At 64.9% G+C, this 22,087-nt stretch carries 16 protein-coding genes; 7 read left to right on the top strand and 9 right to left on the bottom strand.

What is annotated here, in order from left to right; all coding sequences use genetic code 11:
• Positions 1–56 precede the first annotated feature (56 nt).
• The 5 genes from alaS to smpB all read right to left on the bottom strand — a co-directional run bounded on the left by alaS (position 57) and on the right by smpB (position 8,114).
• Complete coding sequence (gene alaS, locus AC1VVM_RS09010; RefSeq protein ID WP_482954961.1) at positions 57–2,717, bottom strand: alanine--tRNA ligase; 2,661 nt, start codon at positions 2,715–2,717, stop codon at positions 57–59.
• Positions 2,718–3,381: 664 nt separating this feature from the next.
• Positions 3,382–4,458: a recombinase RecA gene (recA, locus tag AC1VVM_RS09005; protein ID WP_132384755.1), complete on the bottom strand. Its 1,077-nt coding sequence runs from the start codon at positions 4,456–4,458 to the stop codon at positions 3,382–3,384.
• A gap of 97 nt (positions 4,459–4,555) precedes the next feature.
• Entirely contained in the window at positions 4,556–7,009 is a 2,454-nt protein-coding gene (locus AC1VVM_RS09000; RefSeq protein ID WP_482954960.1) for a hybrid sensor histidine kinase/response regulator, read from the bottom strand.
• Positions 7,006–7,635, bottom strand: coding sequence for a DUF2062 domain-containing protein (locus AC1VVM_RS08995; protein ID WP_482903625.1), 630 nt, complete (start codon positions 7,633–7,635; stop codon positions 7,006–7,008). Before AC1VVM_RS08995 ends, AC1VVM_RS09000 begins: the two co-directional genes overlap by 4 nt.
• Entirely contained in the window at positions 7,632–8,114 is a 483-nt protein-coding gene (gene smpB / locus AC1VVM_RS08990) for an SsrA-binding protein SmpB (protein WP_132385708.1), read from the bottom strand. Before smpB ends, AC1VVM_RS08995 begins: the two co-directional genes overlap by 4 nt.
• A gap of 254 nt (positions 8,115–8,368) precedes the next feature.
• Here smpB and AC1VVM_RS08985 point away from each other — a divergent pair, with 254 nt between their 5' ends.
• The gene (locus AC1VVM_RS08985; protein WP_482903624.1) at positions 8,369–10,309 is read left to right on the top strand and encodes an alpha/beta hydrolase family protein; all 1,941 of its coding nucleotides are present in this window, start codon (positions 8,369–8,371) and stop codon (positions 10,307–10,309) included.
• A 447-nt stretch (positions 10,310–10,756) separates the two neighbouring features.
• Here the strand turns inward: AC1VVM_RS08985 and dapA are convergent, their stop codons facing one another.
• Positions 10,757–11,638, bottom strand: coding sequence for a 4-hydroxy-tetrahydrodipicolinate synthase (dapA, locus tag AC1VVM_RS08980; protein WP_132384751.1), 882 nt, complete (start codon positions 11,636–11,638; stop codon positions 10,757–10,759).
• Between the two features lie 79 nt (positions 11,639–11,717).
• Between dapA and AC1VVM_RS08975 the strand changes: the two genes are divergently transcribed.
• Positions 11,718–13,682, top strand: a complete 1,965-nt coding sequence (locus AC1VVM_RS08975) for a lytic transglycosylase domain-containing protein (protein ID WP_482903623.1) — start codon at positions 11,718–11,720, stop codon at positions 13,680–13,682.
• Positions 13,683–13,895: 213 nt separating this feature from the next.
• On the opposite strand, the gene AC1VVM_RS08970 is transcribed toward AC1VVM_RS08975, so the two are convergent.
• The gene (locus AC1VVM_RS08970) at positions 13,896–15,260 is read right to left on the bottom strand and encodes a glycoside hydrolase family 27 protein (protein WP_482954959.1); all 1,365 of its coding nucleotides are present in this window, start codon (positions 15,258–15,260) and stop codon (positions 13,896–13,898) included.
• Between the two features lie 120 nt (positions 15,261–15,380).
• On the opposite strand from AC1VVM_RS08970, the gene greB reads away from it, so the two are divergent.
• The 3 genes from greB to AC1VVM_RS08955 all read left to right on the top strand — a co-directional run bounded on the left by greB (position 15,381) and on the right by AC1VVM_RS08955 (position 17,538).
• Positions 15,381–15,866, top strand: a complete 486-nt coding sequence (greB, locus tag AC1VVM_RS08965; protein ID WP_132384748.1) for a transcription elongation factor GreB — start codon at positions 15,381–15,383, stop codon at positions 15,864–15,866.
• 113 nt (positions 15,867–15,979) lie between these two features.
• Entirely contained in the window at positions 15,980–16,960 is a 981-nt protein-coding gene (locus AC1VVM_RS08960; RefSeq protein WP_482903621.1) for a TauD/TfdA dioxygenase family protein, read from the top strand.
• 65 nt (positions 16,961–17,025) lie between these two features.
• Positions 17,026–17,538, top strand: a complete 513-nt coding sequence (locus AC1VVM_RS08955) for a hypothetical protein (protein WP_482903620.1) — start codon at positions 17,026–17,028, stop codon at positions 17,536–17,538.
• A 196-nt stretch (positions 17,539–17,734) separates the two neighbouring features.
• Here AC1VVM_RS08955 and AC1VVM_RS08950 read toward each other — a convergent pair whose 3' ends face one another.
• Complete coding sequence (locus tag AC1VVM_RS08950) at positions 17,735–18,403, bottom strand: outer membrane protein (RefSeq protein ID WP_482954958.1); 669 nt, start codon at positions 18,401–18,403, stop codon at positions 17,735–17,737.
• Positions 18,404–18,694: 291 nt separating this feature from the next.
• Here AC1VVM_RS08950 and rlmN point away from each other — a divergent pair, with 291 nt between their 5' ends.
• Both rlmN and AC1VVM_RS08940 read left to right on the top strand, forming a co-directional pair.
• A complete protein-coding gene (gene rlmN / locus AC1VVM_RS08945; RefSeq protein ID WP_482903618.1) occupies positions 18,695–20,011 on the top strand; it encodes a 23S rRNA (adenine(2503)-C(2))-methyltransferase RlmN in 1,317 nt (438 codons plus the stop codon).
• Between the two features lie 101 nt (positions 20,012–20,112).
• Entirely contained in the window at positions 20,113–21,096 is a 984-nt protein-coding gene (locus AC1VVM_RS08940) for a formylglycine-generating enzyme family protein (protein WP_482954957.1), read from the top strand.
• 121 nt (positions 21,097–21,217) lie between these two features.
• On the opposite strand, the gene AC1VVM_RS08935 is transcribed toward AC1VVM_RS08940, so the two are convergent.
• Positions 21,218–21,955: a response regulator transcription factor gene (locus tag AC1VVM_RS08935; RefSeq protein WP_132384744.1), complete on the bottom strand. Its 738-nt coding sequence runs from the start codon at positions 21,953–21,955 to the stop codon at positions 21,218–21,220.
• Positions 21,956–22,087: the final 132 nt, after the last annotated feature.

Raw genomic sequence — 22,087 nt, 5'->3', positions numbered from 1 at the left:
GGGGGCGCAGGCACCCACTGCCCACGCCCCCGCCTTAAATTCGGAATGAGGTCGGATCAGCCTGCCAGCACGGCCTTCACGGCTGCGATGGCGTCGGCCGCCTTGTCACCGTCGGGACCGCCACCCTGCGCCATGTCGGCGCGACCGCCGCCGCCCTTGCCGCCCAGCGTCTCGACGCCCTTGCGGACGAGATCGACGGCGCTGATCGTGCCGGTGAGATCTTCGGTGACGGCAGCGGCGATGCTCGCCTTGCCCTCGTTCACCGCGACGATCGCGGCGACGCCCGAGCCCATGCGCTGCTTCGCCTGATCGAGCAGGCCGCGCAGTTCCTTGGGATCGAGGCCCTCAAGCACTTGGCCCGAGAACTTGACGCCGTTCACTTCTTCGTCGGCCGCTTCGGCCTTGCCCGAACCGCCGCCGAGCGCGAGCGCCTTCTTGGCTTCGGCCAGTTCGCGCTCCAGCTTGCGGCGTTCGTCGAGCAGCGCGACGACGCGGGCTTCGACGTCTTCCGGCGTCGTGCGCAGCGCGCTGGCGGCGCTCTTCAGCGCTTCCTCGCGGGCGACGAGCCACTGGCGCGCGCCTTCGCCGGTCAGCGCCTCGACACGGCGCACGCCGGACGAAACTGCACTTTCCGAAACGATGCGGAACACGCCGATGTCGCCGGTGGCGCGCACGTGCGTTCCGCCGCACAGTTCGACCGAATAAGTGTGCTCGCCCGAGGCGTCCTTCGACGAAGTGCCCATCGACAGCACGCGCACTTCATCGCCGTACTTCTCACCGAACAGCGCCATGGCGCCGGCCTCGATGGCGTCTTCCGGCGTCATCAGGCGGGTGAGAACGGGTTCGTTGGCGCGGATCTCGGCGTTCACTTCGGCTTCGATCGCGGCGATGTCCTCGGCCGAAAGCGCGGTGGGGTGCGAAAAGTCGAAGCGCAGGCGCTCGGCTGCCACCAGCGAGCCCTTCTGGGTAACGTGGCCGCCCAGACGGTTACGCAGCGCCGCGTGCAGCAGGTGCGTGGCCGAGTGGTTGGCGCGCACGGAATCGCGGCGCGTCACATCAACGGTCAGGTTGACGGCATCGCCCACCTTGATCGTGCCTGCCTCGACCTTGCCGATCATGGCATGGAGACGGCCGAGCGGCTTGGCGGTGTCGAGCACGGCGATCTTCAGGCCTGCGTTGGTCGTGATCGTGCCGGCATCGCCGACCTGACCGCCCGATTCGCCGTAGAACGGCGTCTGGTTGGTCAGCACGGTCACGTCCTCACCGGCCGTGGCCGATGCGACTTCCTTGCCGTCGCGCACCAGCGCCACAACCTGTCCTTCACCGACGGTCGAGGTGTAGCCGGTAAACTCGCTGGCGCCTTCGCGCTCGGCAATGTCGAACCAGACTTCGCTGTCGGCAGCAGCGCCCGAACCCTTCCACGCAGCGCGCGCGGCAGCCTTCTGCTGCGCCATCGCGGCCTGGAAGCCATCGTCGTTCACGGTGATGCCGCGCGGACGCAGGGCATCGACGGTGAGGTCGTAGGGGAAGCCGTAAGTGTCGTAGAGCTTGAACGCGGTCTCGCCCGGAAGCTCGCCGCCCTCGCCCATGTCGGCGGTGGCTTCGTCCAACAGCTTCAGGCCGTTGGCCAGCGTGCGGCGGAACTGAACTTCCTCGCGCTGCAGCGTTTCCTCGATCAGCGGCTGCGCGCGGCCGAGTTCCGGATAGGCCTGGCCCATTTCGGCAACCAGCGACGGCACCAGACGGTGCATCAGGGGCTCCTTGGCGCCCAGCAGGTGGGCGTGGCGCATGGCGCGGCGCATGATGCGGCGCAGGACGTAGCCACGGCCTTCGTTGGACGGCAGCACGCCGTCGGCCAGCAGGAAGCTGGTCGAACGCAGGTGATCCGCGATCACGCGGTGGCTGGCGCGCTGTTCACCCTGCGCGGCAACGCCGGTCAGGCTTTCCGAGGCGGCGATCAGTGCCTTGAAGGTGTCGATATCGTAGTTGTCATGCACGCCCTGCATGACCGCCGAGATGCGCTCAAGGCCCATGCCGGTGTCGATCGAGGGCTTCGGCAGGTTGCCGACGATTTCGCCGGCGCTCTGCTCGAACTGCATGAACACGAGGTTCCAGATCTCGATGAAGCGGTCGCCGTCTTCTTCCGGCGATCCCGGAGGGCCGCCCCAGATGTGGTCGCCGTGGTCGAAGAAGATTTCCGAGCACGGACCGCACGGGCCTTCGTCGCCCATCGCCCAGAAGTTGTCCTTCGTGGGGATGCGGATGATCTTCGATTCCGGCAGGCCGGCGATCTTCTTCCACAGATCGAAAGCTTCGTCGTCCGTGTGGTACACGGTGACCAGCAGCTTCTCGACCGGAAGGCCCCATTCCTTGGTCAGCAGGGTCCAGGCGTGGGTGATCGCCTGTTCCTTGAAATAGTCGCCGAACGAGAAGTTGCCCAGCATCTCGAAGAACGTGTGGTGGCGCGCGGTGTAGCCGACGTTGTCGAGATCGTTATGCTTGCCGCCGGCGCGGACGCACTTCTGCGAGGACGTGGCGCGCGGCGCGAAGGGCGTTTCAAGGCCCGTGAACACGTTCTTGAACGGTACCATGCCCGCATTCACGAACATCAGCGTCGGGTCGTTGTACGGCACGAGCGGCGCAGACGGAACGGCCTGATGGCCGTTCTGGGCGAAGTAGTCGAGGAAGGACCGGCGGATCTCGTTGGTCGTGTGCATGAACGCGCCGATAATGCAGCCGCGCGGCGGCGGCAAGCGGGTTGCAGCGGTCAGACTGTTCGGGAATTGCGATATCCCGCCTAGCGTGGTGGGAACGCCACGTACTGAAGCGCTTTCGGTGCGGGGTTTGCCTCGGGATCCGGCCTCGACTGGTTCCGGCTGGGTCAGGTCGGCTATCCCCAGTCCCTTCTGTTTCGGGCGGCGCGTCTCGTCGTCGAATCGGGCACGTATCACCAAGCGCCGAAGCAGAGATGATGACGATCGAGAGGGCGCTCCGCCGTTTGCGGTACTCTAAACGGAGGTGCGTGTGCGTTACGCCCGTGTTCGGTTGATGATGGTCACGTATCTCTGTGGCGCGAAGGAAAGCGGGGGCCCCGCCTTCGCGGGGGCGACGGGAATGGTTGGGGTTGCGTCAGTCCACACTCCCATCTGAACTCCCATCCGAATGCTCTCCAGCCAACTCTGCTTGGGCTAGAGAGCATTCGGATGGGGGAGTCAGCGACTCCCTCGTCATTGCGAGGAGGCGAAGCCGAGGAAGCAATCCAGAGCGGCTTAGTCCCTCACATCGCCCATTTCAGACACTTCGGCCCTAAAACGAAAACCCCCGGCCATTACAGACCGGGGGTTTTCGTTTCGTCTTCCCAAGAGAGAAGCGCTGGAAGGCTTATTCGGTATCGTCATCCGCCGAAGGGCCGACCATCATCTCGTCGGAGAGGCCTTCGGTGCGGGCGCGGATTGCCTTTTCGAGGCGGTCGCAGAGTTCGGGATTTTCCCGCAGGTAGGTCTTGGCGTTTTCCCGGCCCTGACCGATGCGGATCGAATCGTAGCTGAACCACGCGCCCGACTTCTCGACGATGCCCGCCTTGACGCCAAGGTCGAGGATTTCACCGATCTTCGAGATGCCCTCACCGTACATGATGTCGAATTCGACCTGCTTGAACGGCGGGGCGACCTTGTTCTTCACGACCTTCACGCGGGTGGCGTTGCCGACGATATCGTCGCGGTCCTTGATCTGGCCGGTGCGGCGGATGTCGAGGCGGACCGAGGCGTAGAACTTGAGCGCGTTACCGCCCGTGGTCGTCTCGGGGTTGCCGTACATGACGCCGATCTTCATGCGCAGCTGGTTGATGAAGATCACCATGCAGCGCGAACGGCTGATCGAACCGGTCAGCTTGCGCAGCGACTGGCTCATCAGGCGGGCCTGAAGACCGACGTGGCTGTCGCCCATCTCGCCTTCGATTTCCGCGCGGGGAACCAGTGCGGCGACCGAGTCCACTACCAGCACGTCGATCGCATTGGAGCGCACGAGCGTGTCGGTGATTTCGAGCGCCTGCTCACCCGTATCGGGCTGCGAGACGATCAGTTCATCGATGTTGACGCCCAGCTTCTTGGCGTAAACCGGGTCGAGCGCGTGCTCGGCATCGATGAAGGCGGCGGTACCGCCGGACTTCTGCGCCTCTGCGATGACATGGAGCGCCAGCGTGGTCTTGCCCGAGCTTTCCGGCCCGTAAACTTCGATCACACGGCCGCGCGGAAGACCACCGACCCCCAGCGCGATGTCGAGCCCCAGCGAGCCGGTGGAGATTGCCTCCACCTGCATCGTCTCCTTGGAACCCAGCTTCATCGCGGAGCCCTTGCCGAACGCCTTGTCGATCTGCGCAAGCGCGGCTTCGAGCGCCTTCTGACGGTCCATCGCTTCCTTTTCCTTGCCTTCCTGGATCAGCTTGAGCTGAGCAGCCATTACACTTCCCCTTTGCTACTGGCCTGACCGGAAAGGTCAACGTCACGGGGAACGATGTATCGCCTTTGTTCTCATAGAACAAGAGGCGAACAACGGCTTATTTCCTATTTTTAACACCGCCTGCCGTGCGGGCGAGAACATCCCCCACTTTTTCCGACAGCTGCTGCACGGAGAAGGGTTTCGGCATGAACCAGGCGTTGGCGATGCCGATCTCCTTGCGAAGCTGCTCTTCGGCATAGCCCGACATGAACAGCACCGGCAGGCCCGGCGCGATGCGGCGAATCTCCCGCGCCATCGCCGGGCCGTCCATCGTCGGCATGACGACGTCGGAAACGACGATATCGAACTGCCCGCCGCTCTGGACCAGTTCCAGGCCTTCCTCGCCATCGCGCGCGCAAGTGACTTCATAGCCCTGTCGGGTGAGCGCACGTTCGGCGACGACACGCACCGGGTCTTCGTCCTCCACCAGCAGGATTGAGCCGCCGCCTGCCCACTGGCTGGGCGGAGCCTCGTCCTTCACGACGGGGACAGCCTTCTCGCTGCCCGGCGCCACGTGGTGGACCGGCAGGTAGACGACGAAGCGCGTGCCGATGCCCGCTTCGCTCTCGGCAAAGATGAAGCCGCCCGATTGCTTGACGATGCCGTAGACGGTGGAAAGGCCAAGGCCGGTGCCCTTGCCCTGCTCCTTGGTGGTGAAGAACGGCTCGAATATCTTGCCGAGGTGTTCGGGCGGAATGCCGCCGCCGGTGTCCTGCACGATCAGCGCGGTATAATCGCCCGCCGGGATGATCTCGCTGCGCATGGCGCGCACATCCGTCGTGGTGACACGGTGGGTCGCCAGCGTCAGGGTGCCCGAACCGTCCGCGCCCTTCTTCATCTGCATGGCATCGCGCGCATTGACCGCGAGATTGACGATCACCTGTTCGAGCTGGGTCGGGTCCGCACGCACCGGGCCGAGATCGCGGTCATGCGTGACCACGAGCTGGATCTTCTCCCCGATCAGGCGGCGCAGCATCTGCGAAACGTCGGCCACCACGTCAGGCAGTTGGAGCACTTCGGGGCGCAGCGTCTGCTGGCGCGAGAAGGCCAGCAACTGGCGCGTCAGCGAGGCTGCGCGGTTGGAGTTGGCGCGGATCTGCTGGATGTCGTCATAGTCCGAATCGCCCGGCGTATGGCGCATCAGCATGAGGTCGCAGGTGCCCAGGATCGCGGTCAGCACATTATTGAAGTCATGCGCGACGCCGCCAGCAAGCTGACCCACCGCCTGCATCTTGGTGGCCTGCGCGACTTGCCGCTTCAGGCGCGTTTCTTCCGAAGTGTCGGTCAGGCCGAGCAGCACCGCCGCCTCGCCCAGCCCGCGCACGCCGGCAAGGCTGAGCGAAACCGGATCGTCCGGCAGTCCGGACAGCCGCACGGCAATGTCGCCCGCGGCCGAGGGCCCTTGCGCGAAACGGCGGATCGCCTCGGACAGTGCGCGCTTGTCCTCCCGGGTAACGAGATCGGTCGGGTACGTCGGTGGAACCTGCCCCTCGCGCCCGGCGGCGCGCATGAAGGCGGGGTTGGCGAACAGCAGGCGGCCGTCGCGGTCGGCCATGGCAAGGCCGAGCGGAAGCTGGCTGAGCAGCGCTTCCAGATGCGGTGCGGCCGTGCCGCCGCCGCCGCTGGCGCCGATGCCCTGCCCGGCTTCCACCACCAGCATGAGCGAGGGCGTCAGGTTCGGATCGGGATCGCCCGGAAGGTCCGGATCGGCCACCGGCACGTGGTAGAGCACCAGCGGTCCGCCGCGCCCGCCCTCGCGCGCCCAGCCGATGCGCTCGCCCTCTTCCTGGCTGAGCAGCGAGACGAAATCGAGCCCGGTCACGTCGGCCAGGGCATCGCCGGTGGCGCGCTGCGCGAAACCGGCGCTGGCGGCGCGGATGGTGCCGTCGGGATCGACCAGCGCCGTGGCAATACCCGAACGCGCCAGCCCCTTGCCGAGCTTGCCGTCAACCTGCCGGACGAGATCGCCGACCAGATCGACCGCGCTGACGGGCTGGACGCGCCAGACCAGAAAGTCCTCGCCCCGGCCGGAACGGCGCACTTCGATGCGCCAATCGGTCTCGGTGCCGCCGGGGATCGCGGCGCGAACTTGCGTGACGCCCTGCCCGTCGCGCCATGCCGAGCGCACCAGTTCGGCGATTTGCTCCAGCGCGGCATCGCCCATTGGCAGGCGTGACGGATCATGGCCGATGCCGAACCAGTTCTCGTAGCTGGAATTGGCGCAAGTCAGGCGCCCGGCCCGGTCCGTGAGGGCAATGGCCATGTCGCTGCGGTCGATCGCGGCGACCGTCACCGACCAGTCGGGCAGCGCGAATTCGGGCTCGGTCACGGCGACGCGCCGGTTGGCGATCATCCATGCGAGGCCCGCAAAAACCATCAGCGCGCCGGCCAGAACCGCCGCCAGCAGGCCGTCCCCGCTTACCAGCCAGACCAGCGCGACGCTTCCCGCCAGGGCCAGCCCGACGATCGATGTGTCGGGCAACCTGCCGGAGCGCTGCTGGCCTGCGATCATGCGATTCCTTCCCTGTCCTCAACCTTTTCCGCTTCGGCCACTTTCGCCGGGCCGTCCGCAGTCGCGAGATGGCGGAACGGCGCGCGATTGCGGCGAGCGCGATGCTTGCGGCCGATCCAGTAGCGCCAGAACCATACCGTGACGAAATAGCTCAGGACGGCGGCGATCACCGACTGGATGAACAGCCCGATCACCACGGCGGGCGCGGTGTCGGTCAGCATCCAGACCCGCCACTCGGCCAGACCGGCCCCTTCGCGCACCATGGATTCCACGGTCGCGATGTCGGCGTGGTAGCCGAAGCTGTTGCCGATCGCGACCGCCACCGGAAGGATAATCAGCAGCGTCGTCACCGGGTTGCTGATGAAGGTGACAGCGGCGGCGAGCGGGATATTGCCGCGAAACGGCACGCACATCACGGCCGCGCCAACGATCTGGACACCCGGAATCAGCGCAAAGATGCCGATGAACATGCCCACCGCCACGCCGCGCGGCACCGAGCGGCGGGTGAAGCGGAACAGTTCCGGACGACGCGTGAACGGCGCGGTGAAGCGATTCGCCTCAAGCTGCGCGTGCGTGGGCATCTGGCTGTGCAGCCAGGCCCCGAGCCGCTGCAACAGCGTGCTCACTTGTGTTCGCGCAGGATGCGGCCCTGTTCCCGCTTCCAGTCGCGTTCCTTGATCGTATGGCGCTTGTCGGCCGCGTTCTTGCCCTTGGCGAGCGCGAGTTCGACCTTGGCGCGGCCCCGGCCGTTGAAATAGATCGAGAGCGGCACCAGCGTCATGCCCTTGCGCTCCACGGAGCCTTGCAGGCGCGACAGTTCGCGTTCGTGCAGCAGCAGCTTGCGCGGCCGCTTGGGCACGTGGTTGTAGCGGTTGCCGTGGCTGAATTCGGGCACGTTGGAATTGACCAGCCAACACTCGCCGTTCTTGATCTCGGCATAGGACTCGGCGATCGACCCCTCGCCGAATCGCAGCGATTTAACCTCCGTGCCGGTCAGCGCGATGCCGGCCTCGAAAGTCTCGTCGATATAATAGTCGAAGCGCGCCTTGCGGTTTTCGGCGACGGTCTTCTTCTTGTCGAATGTCGTGTGCTGCGGGCGTGCCATGTCGAAGCGCATTTAGGGTTTCGCGCGCGAAAAGGAAATGTCCGTTTGCGCGATTTGCGACCATACGGCACCAAACCCGCGCAGACCGCGCCGCATCGCCCCACACAAGCGCGGCGGAAACGGCCGGAAGCACGCCACCGCAAAGCGAAGAAAGCAGGATAACAAGTATTTAATCGCGGTGCCGTGATCCTCCCCCCTTGCCGATTTCGGAGCAGGCGGAAATACCGACGAAATCGAAGGGGGAATTTTTCAATATGAAGTCACGTGCGAGATGGGCGCAGGCGGCGCTGCTGCCTGCGTTCTGGCCATTTCTGGCGCATGCAGCGGTCGAGCCGCCGCCGCTCGACGCCTATGGCGAACTTCCCCGCGTCGAGGATGCGGCGATCTCGCCCAATGGGCACAATCTTGCCAGCGTTACCCAGGTGGAGGGGGACCGTCGTATCTCGGTGTTCGACGAGACCGGCGCGATCAAATTCAATGTCTCGTCGGGCAAATCCAAGGTGCGCTCGATCGAATGGGCCGATGACGACACCGTCCTGCTCACCAACAGCGCAACGGTTCCCCTCTTCGGCTTTGCCGCTGCCAAGTACGAATTTTACGGCACGGTCATCCTGCCCCTGAACGGCGGCGCTGCAGGCCTTGTCTTCAGCAAGACCCACAGCATCGCCACTGTCACCCGCGGCAGCTTCGGCATTCGCCAGATCGGCGGCAAGACGGTGGGCTTCTACGGCGGCATCGCGCTCGATACCCGGGGCTCGGATCCGCAGTTCGTCCACGGCCGCACCACGCTCTTTGCAGTCGACCTGAAGACCAATCGCCCGCGACTGGTCGCCAATGCCCCGGCCGAGGACCATTACCGCGACTGGCTGATTGACGCGGCAGGCCAGGTCTCGGTCCTTCTCGATATCGACGAGAATAGCGGCACGTGGAAGATCAACGCCGTGAAGGGCGCCGAACTGGCACGCGGGGTCGATCTCCACGGCAATGTCAGCCTGATCTGCTTCGGCAAGGACGGCAGCACCGTGGTCTACGCCATCGACGACAAGGAAGGCGCCTCGCACTGGTTCGAGGTTCCGCTTGCCGGCGGTGAGGCGCACGAAATCCTGGACGACAGCAAGATTGACCGCATCTTCGTCGATCGCGCCAACGGCAACCTGCTCGGCTATCGGCTCGACGGCGAGAAGGCGACGACGGTGATGTACGATCCCGCCAAGCAGGTCGCGCTCAACAAGATCTTCAAGGCCTTCACCGGCCGCAATCCGCATCTGGTGGACTGGACGCCCGACTTCTCCAAGGTGCTGCTCAACACCAGCGGCAATGGCGACAGCGGCACCTGGTACCTTGTCGACGTGGCGGGGCGCCATGCCGATCCGGTCGGCAACGAACGCCCGGCAATCGCTGCCGAACAGGTCGGGCCGATCTCCATGGTCCAGTACAAGGCGGCGGACGGCCTTGAGATGGACGGCGTGCTGACCCTGCCGCCGGGGCGCGAGGCAAAGAATCTGCCGATCGTGGTGCTGCCCCACGGCGGCCCGGCGGCGGAGGACAAGCCCGTGTTCGACTGGTGGGCACAGGCCTTCGCCTCGCGCGGGTACGCGGTGTTCCAGCCCAATTTCCGAGGCTCCACCGGCCGCACCGACGCCTTCCGCCATGCCGGGGACGGCCAGTGGGGCCGCAAGATGCAGACCGACATCTCGGACGGCCTTGCCGAACTGGTGAAGCGCGGCGTGGCCGATCCCAAGCGCGCCTGCATCGTCGGGGCCAGCTATGGCGGCTATGCGGCGCTGGCGGGCGTCACCCTGCAACACGGCCTCTACCGCTGTGCCGTCGCGGTAGCCGGGGTGGCCGACGTCAGACTGATGTATGACACCGACATCACCGAAAGCGGCGATTCGCGGATGCTGCGCAAGAATCTGCTCGAAGAACTGGGCGATCCATCGGGCTTCGACGCGATATCGCCCCGCCGCTTCGCCGCCAAGGCCGACGCGCCGGTGCTGTTGATCCACGGCAAGGACGATACCGTCGTCGCCTACCGCCAGAGCACGATCATGGCCGATGCGCTGAAAGACGCAGGCAAGCCCTACGAAATGGTCACGCTGCCCGGCGAGGACCACTGGCTGTCGCGTGAGGAGACGCGCAAGCGCATGCTCTCCGAAACGATGCGCTTTGTGCAGAAGTACAATCCGGCGGATTGAGAGCTTCGTTACGCGATGGGCAATTGATTAGTCGTCAGCCCGGCAAAATCCGGGCTGACGACAAGGAAAACCGCCGGCACCCGAACGTCATCCTGAACTTGTTTCAGGATCCATTTCCCCCCCGCGTTACGCTTCGATCGGCAACAGGCAATCGCCGCGCCCTTCACACCGCCGTTCGGGACAGGTCGCGAATGGATCCTGAAACAAGTTCAGGATGACGTGGGACGTCAGGATGACATGGGACGGACTGGGTAGCGCTTCCCAATCCCGCTCAGGCTGAGCCGGTCGAAGCCCCCGGAGACCGGGGCGCGGTGCTGCCATCCTTCGACAAGCTCGGGATGAGCGGTGCATGGGAGAGCGTGGCCCGCTTGAAACCCGCACCGAACAGAACGAAAAAGGGGCCCCGGTTCGCACCGACGCCCCCTTGTCCCTGAAAACGGAAACCGCTCAGATCAGCCCGGCATGCACCAGCGCGTCATCCACGGCCTTGCGGGCCTTGTCGCCGCAAGGCACCAGCGGCAGGCGCAGTTCGTTTTCGATCCAGTCGTGGACCTGTGCCAGCGCGTACTTGCACGGCCCCGGCGAGCTGTCCTCGAACATCGCATAGTGCAGCGGGTAAAGCAGGTCGTTGAGGCGGCGCGCTTCCTCAAGGTCGTTCGCCGCGCAAGCGGCCTGGAATTCGGCGCAGAGCTTCGGCGCCACGTTCGCGGTCACCGAAATGCAGCCGACGCCGCCGGCCGCGTTGAACGGCAGGGCCAGTTCATCGTCGCCCGAAAGCTGGCAGAAGTCCTTGCCGATACCCATGCGGTGATCGGTTACGCGGCTGAGGTCGCCGCTGGCGTCCTTGATGGCGACGAAGCGATCCGGATAGCGGCGCGCCAGTTCGATCACGGTTTCGGGCAGCAGGTCGGTCACCGTGCGGCCGGGCACGTTGTAGAGCACGATCGGCAGGTCGTTGTGCTCGGCAAGGTAGCTAAAATGGGCCAGCAGGCCTTCCTGGCTGGGGCGGTTGTAGTAAGGCGCCACCAGCAGCGCGGCCGAGGCGCCGCACTTCTTGGAGAAATTCATGTGCAGCAGCGCGTTCATCGTGTCGTTGCTGCCGCAGCCGGCGATCACGGGCACGCGGCCCGCCGCCTGTTCCACGCAAAGTTCGATCACGCGATGGTGTTCGGCGTTCGAAAGCGTGGAGTTTTCACCGGTGGTACCGCATGGCACAAGCGCGGAAGAACCCGAATCAATCTGCCAGTCCACCAGCCGCCGAAAAGCCTGTTCGTCGAACGCTCCGTCGCGAAACGGTGTAACAAGAGCAGGAATAGACCCCGAGAACATGGACTTTACCTCAGCTGATCGTCATTCATCGGGTGATCGGTCCCGACGTTCAGCGCCTGATAAGGAGCCTTTTCCCCAAATGTCCAGCATGCAGCGTGCCGCCCCCCTCATCCTGCTTGCTTCCACGTTCCTTTTCACGAGCCCTGTTCTCGCACAGGACGGCCGCGAATGGGACATCGCCAAAGCGCAGCAAATGCAATCGCACGACATGAGCGTGCATCAGTCCATCGACCGCTGGCGCCAGCTTTCGGCCAGCGATCAGCTCGACTTCGGTACTTATTCGAACTTCCTGATGACTTATCCGGGTTATCCGATGGAGGATCGGATTCGCCGCTACGCCGAAGGCGCGCTGACCCGTTATCCGGCCGACGCGAATACCACCGTCGCCTTCTTCACCCGCTTTCCACCGCTGACGAGCGAGGCCGCCGGACGCTACGCCGTGGCGCTTTCTACGTTGCAGCGGCCGGATGCCGCGCAAAAGGCGGTTGCCGCATGGCGCGGCGGCAGTCTGGCAGCGGATGACGAAGCCCGGCTGATGTCGACCTATGGATCGCGCTTCACGCAGGCCGATCACGACGCGCGCATGGACGAACTGCTCTGGCAGGGCCAGACCGATCAGGCGCAGCGGCAGATCTCCTTCGTCTCGGCCGCCAATCGTTCGCTGTTCATGGAGCGGCTGTCGATGCTGCAAGGCTCGCCCCCCGGCACCATGGGGCTGACGCTGAGCCCGCAGATGAACGCGGATCCGGGCTATATCTATGCCCGCGCGGTGCAGGCGCGGAAATCGGGCAACCTCCCCGGCGAGATCTCGCTGCTCTCCACCCGCCCGCCGCTGTCCAAGCCGGTACCGGAGCCCGAGAAATGGGTGCGCGAACTGCTCAACGCCGCACGCGGGGCGGGTTCGGATTCGGCAGTGCGGATCGCGAGTTCGATCGACGATGCCTTCGCGCCGGGCACGGATATTTCCAAGCAGTCCTTCCGCCTGCGTGACGATTACACCTCGCTGGTCTGGCTGGGCGGCACCAAGGCGCTGTGGTCAATGGGCGATCCGCGCCGCGCAGCGCCGCTGTTCTATCGCTATGGCGCCGCCGCGCAGACCCCGGGTACGCGGTCCAAGGGCTTCTACTGGGCGGGCCGAGCACTGGCGCAAGCGGGCGACAGCTCCGGGGCGAAGCGCTATTTCGAAATGGCCGCTGCCTATCCGCAGTACTTCTACGGCCAGCTGGCGCTGGAACGGCTGGGACGCCCCCTGCCCGACCTCGATTCCAAGCCGCGCTCGATGCCGACATCGGCCCAGCGCAGCGCCTTCATGGCCGAGCCGATCACCAAGGCCGTGCGCGACGTGGCCCGCGATGCGGACTGGAAGACCGCCGTTCAATTCTTCAAGGAAATCTCCGATCAGGCACAGAGCGAGGCGGACCACGTGCTGGTCGCCGATCTGGCGCGCGAGATCGGGCGGCGCGACCTTGCAGTGATCCTCGGCCAGAGCGCCCATGCCGATGGCTATGGCGACTTCGGCCAGATCGCCTATCCGATGATCCCCACTCCGCCGGGCGCGGACTGGACGATGGTACATGCGCTCACCCGTCAGGAGAGCCAGTTCGCGCAGAACGCGCTCAGCCACGCCGGTGCGCGCGGACTGATGCAGCTGATGCCCACTACCGCGCGCGAGCAGGCGGGCAAGCTGGGTCTATCCTACGACGACGGCCGTCTGGTCAGCGACGCGCAGTTCAATATCACGCTGGGCGATGCCTATTTCGCGCGCGTGCGCAGCTACTTCGGCGGTTCGTACCCGCTGGCGATCGGCGCTTACAACGCGGGCATGGGCAATGTGAACAAGTGGCTCGCCTCCAACGGCGATCCCCGCATGGGCTCGGTCGACTGGGTGACATGGATCGAGCAGATCCCGATCTCCGAGACGCGCAACTATATCCAGCGCGTGCTGGAAAACGCGGTGGTCTATCAGGCGATGTATCCGGACAAAGCGGGTGTACGCAGCAGCCTGCCGCTGAGCCGGTTGATGGGCAAGAACACGCCGGGTTGAGGGGGCACGGGGACTAAATGTCCTCCACCTCTCACCACAAAACTCCGTCGCCCCCGCGAAAGCGGGGGGCCCCGCTTTTCTTAAGTTCGCGCGGAGACGCAGAGGGCCCGCGCACTAGTGCGGCCGTACTCTCCCCGTCTCTACGAGAAAAAGAAGCGGGATCCCCGCCTTCGCGGGGATGACGGGGATGGACAAGGCTGAGCTTGAGGCGGCTTACGCTGCCTTCACCCGGTATAGCGCCGAGGCGTGCGAGCGCAGCTTGGCGATCACTCGGCCCTCGCTCACGCCAAGGTCCTCGCCCTTCCACAAATCGCGCACCGCCGCGCGCTGATGGCCGAGTTCTCGCAGCGGCACCGAAACCTCCAGCGGCGCATCGCCGGTGTTGAACAGCGCAAGATAGCGATCCTCGCTCCCCTCCGGCCGCGCCGACCAGACGCGGGTATTGTCGGCAAGGAAATGCGGACGATTGCCCGCGCTGTGCTGGTTAACCGCCAGCACCTCGCGATTGGTCAGCAACGCCATCGTCGCGTCGTCGATGCCCCGCAGATCCCCGCCCATGATTAGCGGCGAACGGGCAATGGACCACAACGTCATCAGGGTCTGCTGCTCGTCGGGCGTGAAACGGCTGCTGCGCTCGCCAAGAGCGATGCGGCCCAGCGGCAGCATGTCGGCGTCGGGCCATGAACCCGGCCCAGTGAAGGGCGACCAGTTCTCCAGTCGCGTGAACTGCGCGGCAAGCTGCGGCCATTCGTCCCAGAAATCGTCCGAAATACGCCACATCTGCGCATGCTTGCGCACTTCCGCCCCGCGCGGGACCGGCGTTTCGCCCGGCGAGAGGCTGAGCACGATCGGCCGGCCGCAACGCGCGATGGCCCTGGCAGCCGCCTCGATCTCCGGCGCATGAGCGTCGTAAGGGCGGCTCATGTCGTCCATCTTCACGAAGTCCACGCCCCACGAGGCGTAGAGACGGAAGATGCTGTCGTAGTATTCCTGCGCGCCGGGCTTGGTCATGTCGACGCCGTACATGTCCGGATTCCACGGACAGATGCTGCTGGTGTCGGCAATGTCCTGTGCGCGGTAGGGCGTGCCGAGGATCGGGAGGTTCTTCTCGACCGCCAGTCGCGCGATGCCGCGCATGACGTGGATGCCGAACTTCATGCCCATCGCATGGACCTTGGCCGCCAAGGGCGCGAAGCCCTTCCCGCCCTTGGACGAAGGGAAACGGTTAGGCGCGGGGATCAGCCGCCCGTTGGCGTCCAGCGCGGGCACCGGGTTGGCGTTGTAACTGTAACTCTTCGCCTCGGGCTCGTACCACTGGATGTCGACGGTGAAGACGTCGTAGCCGAAGGGCAGTAGCTTATCGCGCATGATCGCGGCGGTTTCGAGCGCCTGCGCCTCGGTAATGGTTCCGGCGAAGCTGTTCCACGAATTCCAGCCCATGGGCGGACGCGGCGCCAGCGTCGCGCCCGGTGCGGTCGGCAGAGCGCCGACGCCCTCCGCCGCAACGGCGCGCGCGGCCATCCCGGCAAGTGGCGCGGCAGCAGCAGCGATGAGCGCGGAGCGGCGTGAGAGTTCCATGATTTCCTCGATCCCAGATAGATTTGCCTTCTTTTGTCGGACTAATAAGCCGAGCGCAAGGCGGTGGAGAAGCGCCCCCGCCCCTTCCCCGCATCAGCCTCGCCGGATAAGGCTCACCCGATGAAACCCGCAGGTCCCCCGATCACGCCCGCCGGAATGGCGAAATTGCGCGCCCGCTACGACCATCTGCTCGGCAAGGAGCGGCCGGAGATCGTCGAGATCGTCTCGTGGGCAGCGGGCAATGGCGACCGTTCGGAAAACGGCGACTATCTCTACGGCCGCAAGCGCATGCGCGAGATCGACCGGGAACTGGCTTTCCTCGCCCGCCGCATGAAGGCGCTGCGCGTGGTCGATCCGCGCGAGCAGACCGAACGCGCCAAGGTCTTCTTCGGCGCCACTGTCACCATCGCGGACGAGGACGACAACCACAAGACCGTCACCATCGTCGGCGATGACGAGCAGGACGCGGCGAAGGGCCTGATCGGCTGGAGCGCCCCCATCGCCCGCGCCCTGCGCGGTGCCGCCATCGGCGACCTTCGAATGGTCCGCCTGCCCTCCGGCGAGAAGGAATGGGAAGTGATGGAGATCGCCTACCCGACTGCCTGAGGCGGCAAGAAGATCAAATTCCCCTTGGCCCCGACGCAAAGGCCATGGCACCATGCTCAGCAAGCTTAGGATCGTTCCGGCACGCACCGGAACGGCCAGAGAGGAGCAAGGCCATGAGCGGCATTCGTGTGGAGAATCTTCAGGACAACCTCAGCTTCGGCGCGCGGGTCGAAGGCGTGACCTTCGCGGCGCTGGAGGACGAGGCGGTCCGCCAGCAATTGCGCGACCTGTTCGTCGAGCGCGGCGTCATCGTCTTCACCGACATGGAGCCCAGCTCGAAAATGCAGGTGGCGCTCAGCCGGGTGTTCGGCCCGCTCAAGGACCATCCGACCAAGACCACCACCCGCGACGCGGAAACCGGCGACGATGCGGAAGGCGTGATCGACATGCATTACCAGCCCCGCGACGAGATCGCGCGCGGCGAGGGGCTGGTGGAGATCGACGGGCAGATCCTCGCCCGCTTCTCGCCCTGGCATTTCGACCATTGCTACAATGACGAGCTGAACTACGCAGGCGTGCTGCGCGCGCCGGTCAATGCGCCGGTCGGCGGGCGCACCGGGTTCATGGACGGCGTCGAACTCTACCGCCAGTTTCCCGAAGGCCTGCGTCGCCGGCTGGAAGGGCACAACGTGGTCTACACGCTCGATACTCGGCTCTCGACGATGAAGTACGGCGTCGATTTCACGCCGCTCACCGAATACGAATCGACGCCGCAACTGCTGGCCGAAGCCGCGCGCTTCCCGCGCGCGATGCATCCGGCCGTGTGGAAGCGGCAGACCGGAGAGAAAGTGCTGCACTTCGGCCCATGGATGGCCGTGGCGCTCGAACATCACGAGGATGCCGATGGCGATGCCCTGCTCGACGAGGCGGCCCAGGCGATCAACCGCCTCGGCACCGGAACCAGCGCCTACTGGCATGACTGGAAGCCCACCGACATGGTGATCTGGGACAACCACCGCATGCTCCACGCGGTGGAGGGCTGCGACGCGCACTACGAACGCCGCACTTTGCGCACCACGATCAAGGGTGATTACGGCCTCGGTTATTTCGAGGACGGGAAAAAGATCGGCGAAGTCCTGCGCGAAATCGCCTGAGAAATCCGCCGGCACAGCCTCGGACCTTTTACCTCAAGCGTGTTTCATGCCATGGGCACGCCACGATGAAACGCATGTCCGGTCGCTCGCTCCGCCTCATCGCCCTGCTCGCATTTTGCGCAGCCGGTGCCGTGCCCGCACTCGCACGCGAAAGCCTGGGGCTCTACAGCACCTGGGGCGCGTTCCGCGATCCGGTCGTGCCGCGCTGCTATGCCATCGCCATGGCCGAACCGAACCAGTCCGCCCGTGAATACCAGCCCTTCGTGGCCGTCGGGACATGGCCACGCCGGGGTGCGCGCGGGCAGCTCCATTTCCGGCTGTCGCGCCGGATCATGCAACCCTCCACCATCACGCTCAATGTCGGCGGACAACGCTGGCAACTTACCGGCGGCGGCGGCGATGCATGGCCGCGCGGCGAGGGAGACAATGCGGCCATAGTCGCCGCCATGCGCTCTGCCCCGCGGTTGACCGTGACGGCCACCGATCTCAAGGGCAATCGCTTCGTCAATGCATGGCCGCTGGCAGGCGCCGCCTCGGCCATGGATGCCGCGCTGATCGGCTGCGCGAAGGTTCAGTAGTCGATACTTGTCCTCCCCGGCACGGGGAGGTGGCAGCGCGGAGCGCTGACGGAGGGGATTGGCAGTCTCGCTCGACCGTTGCGTCGTGGTGCGAATCCCCTCCACCACCCTTCGGGCGGTCCCCCTCCCCGTGCCGGGGAGGACAAGAAAAGGGCGGGAGCCGAAACCCCCGCCCTTCCCCCGCCTCAAGCTGAAATCAGAAGCGCACGCCCACGCCCGCCATCACCTGATGCCGGTCGAGATCGAGGTTGAAGCGCTGACCGTCCGGAATGTCGCCGGTGTAGTCCAGTTCGCCCTTGCCGTAGTTCGAGTAGCGATATTCCAGCTTCACGAAGGCGTTGCTGCTGAGCGCCTGCTCGACGCCCGCGCCGATCCGCCAGCCGTCCGCATCGATGTCGCGCTTGGTATCGACAGTGCCGACCGCATTGCGCACGTCGAACTTGGCATTGGTATAGCCGCCCTTGAGGTAGACCATCGTGCTGGGCGCCACCACGTAGCCGACCCGCGCGCCCAGATAGAGGTCGCGGTTGCTCTTCACATTGCCGGTGCCGAAGCCTTCGAAATCGCCGTCGTTGAACTTGGTCTTGGCGGTCGACCACGTCACTTCCGCCTCTGGACCGATGACGAAGTTGTTCATGCGCACGTCGTACCCGGTGCCGACACCGAAGGCGAAGCCGTCGATCGACTGATCGTTATCGACATTGACGTCGTCATCGACACCGCTGCCGGCCTTGGTCACGTCGTAACCCGCCAGCGCATCGACATGGAAACCGTCGAACGGCTGCCTCGCGCCCGCGTCCTGCGCCATGGCGGGAACCGAGGCGATGGCGGTGCCGGCGGCGAGGCCGAGAAGGATCTTCTTCATGGGATGCTCCATTCCTTGTGTTCTCCGACGGGCTCTTATGGATGGCGACCGGCCCGTCCGGACTGGTCAAATGCCCGTCACACAAAGGGAGTTTCATGAACCTAACACAACGAAATCGTTGATGTTTTCGGGTCACACTCAATCGACGGAGCGAGCCCCCGGCACGTCCGGAAGCGGGAACCGGACAGGCGTGACAACGGTTCGCGCGCACCCGCTGCGTGGGCACGAACGCCCGAATGCTTACCGGCATCTTTCGTTTTGCGCCCGAATGCACTATATGGCCGGCCAATCATGACAGACGCGAACCCGATCCTTTCCGGTGCCTCCGGTGCCGGCCCGATGCCGATCCCGGGGCATATCGACCCCGTTCCGGTGCCCCGCCCTGGCCTTGTCGAGGGCGTGACCCCGCGCGAAGACGGCCGCGTGGACCTGATGGGCCTGCCCAAGAAGCGCATTGCCGAATTGTTCGAAACCGCCGGGCTGGACCTGAAGGCCGCGAAGCTGCGCGCCAAGCAGGTCTATCACTGGATCTACCACCGCGGCGTCACCGAGTTCGAAGCGATGACCGACATCGCCAAGACCATGCGCCCCTGGCTGACCGAACGCTTCGTGATCGGCCGCCCGGAAATCGTCGAGGCGCAGCACTCCAGCGACGGCACCCGCAAGTGGCTGCTGCGCACGGCGGACGCGCACGATTTCGAAATGGTGTTCATCCCCGATGCCGATCGCGGCACGCTCTGCGTGTCCTCGCAGGTCGGCTGCACGCTTAACTGTCGCTTCTGTCACACCGGCACGATGCGCCTCGTCCGCAATCTGACGGTGGGCGAGATCGTCGGTCAGGTCATGCTGGCGCGCGACGCACTGGGCGAATGGCCCAAGGGGCGCATGGACTTTGCCTTCGGTGACGGCGTTGATGGCGCCGAGACCGACGAGGATGAAGGCGGTTACTCGTCAGACGGCCGCCTGCTCACCAACATCGTGATGATGGGCATGGGCGAGCCGCTCTACAATTTCGACAATGTGCGCGATGCGCTGAAGCTGGTCATGGACGGCGACGGTCTGGCCCTGTCGAAGCGCCGCATCACCCTCTCTACCTCGGGCGTGATCCCGCAGATGGCTCGCTGCGGCGAGGAAATCGGCGTGAACCTTGCCGTCTCGCTCCACGCGGTCACCAAGGACGTGCGCGACGAGATCGTGCCGATCAACAAGAAGTACGGCATCGAGGACCTGCTCCAGGCCTGTGCCGACTATCCGGGCGCATCGAACGCGCGCCGCATCACCTTCGAATACGTGATGCTGAAGGACAAGAACGACAGCGACGAGGATGCGCGCGAGCTGGTGCGCCTGCTCAAGCAGTTCAACCTGCCCGCGAAGGTGAACCTGATCCCGTTCAACCCCTGGCCGGGCGCGCAGTACGAATGCTCGACACCGGAGCGGATCAAGTCGTTCTCCGATATCGTATTCAAGGGCGGCATCTCGGCCCCGGTGCGCACCCCGCGCGGGCGTGACATCGATGCGGCCTGCGGCCAGCTCAAGACCGCCGCCGAAAAGAAGAGCCGCGCCGAACTGGAACGCCTCTACGCCGAGAAGGAAGTGGCGCTCGGCTAAGGCCCCTTCAGTTCTTCGTTTAGGGCTGCAAAGAAAATACGCGTTTGGCGTAGCTTCGGCGCAGCCCTAAACCGGATGCAATATCCGTTGAGAGGACTGCGATGACCGACCCCCCCCTCACCCAAGGCAGCGAAGCTCTGCTCGGCATGATCCATGTCCCGGGCGGCACATTCACCATGGGGTCGGAGCGTTTCTATCCGGAGGAAGCCCCGCTCCGGCAGGTCGCGGTCGACGCCTTCTGGATAGACGAGACGCCGGTCACCAACCGCGAGTTCGCTCGCTTCGTCGCGGCGACCGGCTATGTCACCATCGCCGAAATCGCACCCGATCCGAAGGACTATCCGGGCATGCTGCCGGAAATGGCGCAGCCCGGCGCGGTGGTATTCCGCAAGACGGCAACGCCTGTCGACACCTCGAACCCGGGCAACTGGTGGCGCTACGAATTCGGCGCCTGCTGGCGCCACCCCTACGGCCCCGAAAGCGATATCGACGCGCTGGACCTCTGGGACCATCCGGTCGTGCAGGTCTGCCATGCCGATGCGGAAGCCTATGCGAAGTGGGCGGGCAAGGACCTGCCGACCGAGGCCGAATGGGAATTTGCCGCGCGCGGCGGCCTCGCCGATGCGGACTATGCCTGGGGCGACGAGCTCGCGCCCGAGGGACGGATGCTGGCCAATTACTGGCAGGGCCTGTTCCCCTTCGCCAACCAGTGTCTGGACGGCTGGGAGCGCACGTCGCCCGTTCGCACCTTTCCCGCCAACGGCTACGGCCTTTACGACATGATCGGCAATACTTGGGAATGGACCCGGGACTGGTGGTCCGAGAAACCCGGCGTGAAGAAATCCGGCGGTTCGTGCTGTGCGGTCAGCAATCCGCCTCGGAACCCAGGCGGCGGCAAGCTCAAGGAGAGCTTCGATCCCGCACAGCCGCATGTCCGCATCGGGCGTAAGGTGCTGAAAGGCGGCTCACACCTCTGCGCCGAGAATTACTGCCAACGTTATCGGCCGGCAGCGCGCCATCCCGAAATGATCGATACGGCGACCAGCCATATCGGTTTCCGCTGCGTGGTGCGCGCTCGCGGCTGACCGCTTGCGCCACCCCCACATCGTATACCGTTCCCCCGCGACGCATCGACGCGGCAGGCCGCACCTGTCGCGCCGATGGACGTTCTGATGAACGCCGCATCCGGGGTCATGTCCGGCTTGCCTAGCGAGCGTAGGCAAGCGTTGCCGGACGAACCACTTCTTCGGCAGCGGGCACATACTCCGCAGCCTGAAAATCCCCCGCCTGCGTGACGAGGCCCTGATTGACGGCCCAGATCGCCGCTTGCGTGCGGTTCTGCACCATCAATTTGCGCAGGATCGCCTTGACGTGGACCTTCACCGTCGCCTCGCTGATGTCTAGGCGATAGGCGATCACCTTGTTGGGATAACCCATCACCAGGCAGCGCAGCGTGTCGATCTCACGGTCTGAGAGCAGTTCGCTGAGCTGGACCTGCACATCTGCCTGTCCTTCGGCAATGGCCTGCTTCTGCGGAAGATGCTGAAGCAGCGCGCTGGGCAGGACTTTCTCGCCCTGATTGACCAGTCGCAGGGATTCTATCAGTGGCTCGGCGCCGATCTCCTTCAGCAGATAGGCATGGGCGCCCAACTGGAAGGCATCGACCATCTGGCCGAACTCGAACTCATCGGCGAGCAAAACGGCCCGCATGTAAGGGTGACGTTCCTTCAGCGTGGCCAGACAGCCAAGCAGGTCGTCGCAATGCCCCATATCGAAAATGGTCAGCCCCAGGTTCGCGCCTGCGTCCTCAGCCATAAGGTCGTCGCAGTCGCGGTAAAAGCGGCCGCAACGGAACTCGCATTTGTCGAGGATCTTGCAGATCCCCTCGCGAACGAGTGAATTGAATCCCACAATGGAGACACATACTTCTTCAAAATTCGCCATCGTCTTTCTCTCCTGAAACCCGGAAATACGGACGACCCAATGTATGCTTGTTGTTTGAGACGGATTGCTCCGTCGACATCATGCCGGAGGATGATCAAGGATAGGCGAATTCGCCCGTTTTGGTCGGGAGAA

It is taken from the genome of Novosphingobium sp. BL-S-33, assembly GCF_056857025.1.
Note: the sequence above shows the minus strand (reverse complement) of the source record. Positions and strands in the feature narration are given on the sequence as shown.

Coding starts and splice junctions, on each gene's coding strand:
- alaS (WP_482954961.1), bottom strand. CDS start 2,717: ATGCACACGACCAACGAGATCCGCCGGTCCTTCCTCGACTACTTCGCC.
- recA (WP_132384755.1), bottom strand. CDS start 4,458: ATGGCTGCTCAGCTCAAGCTGATCCAGGAAGGCAAGGAAAAGGAAGCG.
- AC1VVM_RS09000 (WP_482954960.1), bottom strand. CDS start 7,009: ATGATCGCAGGCCAGCAGCGCTCCGGCAGGTTGCCCGACACATCGATC.
- smpB (WP_132385708.1), bottom strand. CDS start 8,114: ATGGCACGCCCGCAGCACACGACATTCGACAAGAAGAAGACCGTCGCC.
- AC1VVM_RS08985 (WP_482903624.1), top strand. CDS start 8,369: ATGAAGTCACGTGCGAGATGGGCGCAGGCGGCGCTGCTGCCTGCGTTC.
- dapA (WP_132384751.1), bottom strand. CDS start 11,638: ATGTTCTCGGGGTCTATTCCTGCTCTTGTTACACCGTTTCGCGACGGA.
- AC1VVM_RS08975 (WP_482903623.1), top strand. CDS start 11,718: ATGTCCAGCATGCAGCGTGCCGCCCCCCTCATCCTGCTTGCTTCCACG.
- AC1VVM_RS08970 (WP_482954959.1), bottom strand. CDS start 15,260: ATGGAACTCTCACGCCGCTCCGCGCTCATCGCTGCTGCTGCCGCGCCA.
- greB (WP_132384748.1), top strand. CDS start 15,381: ATGAAACCCGCAGGTCCCCCGATCACGCCCGCCGGAATGGCGAAATTG.
- AC1VVM_RS08960 (WP_482903621.1), top strand. CDS start 15,980: ATGAGCGGCATTCGTGTGGAGAATCTTCAGGACAACCTCAGCTTCGGC.
- AC1VVM_RS08955 (WP_482903620.1), top strand. CDS start 17,026: ATGAAACGCATGTCCGGTCGCTCGCTCCGCCTCATCGCCCTGCTCGCA.
- AC1VVM_RS08950 (WP_482954958.1), bottom strand. CDS start 18,403: ATGAAGAAGATCCTTCTCGGCCTCGCCGCCGGCACCGCCATCGCCTCG.
- rlmN (WP_482903618.1), top strand. CDS start 18,695: ATGACAGACGCGAACCCGATCCTTTCCGGTGCCTCCGGTGCCGGCCCG.
- AC1VVM_RS08940 (WP_482954957.1), top strand. CDS start 20,113: ATGACCGACCCCCCCCTCACCCAAGGCAGCGAAGCTCTGCTCGGCATG.
- AC1VVM_RS08935 (WP_132384744.1), bottom strand. CDS start 21,955: ATGGCGAATTTTGAAGAAGTATGTGTCTCCATTGTGGGATTCAATTCA.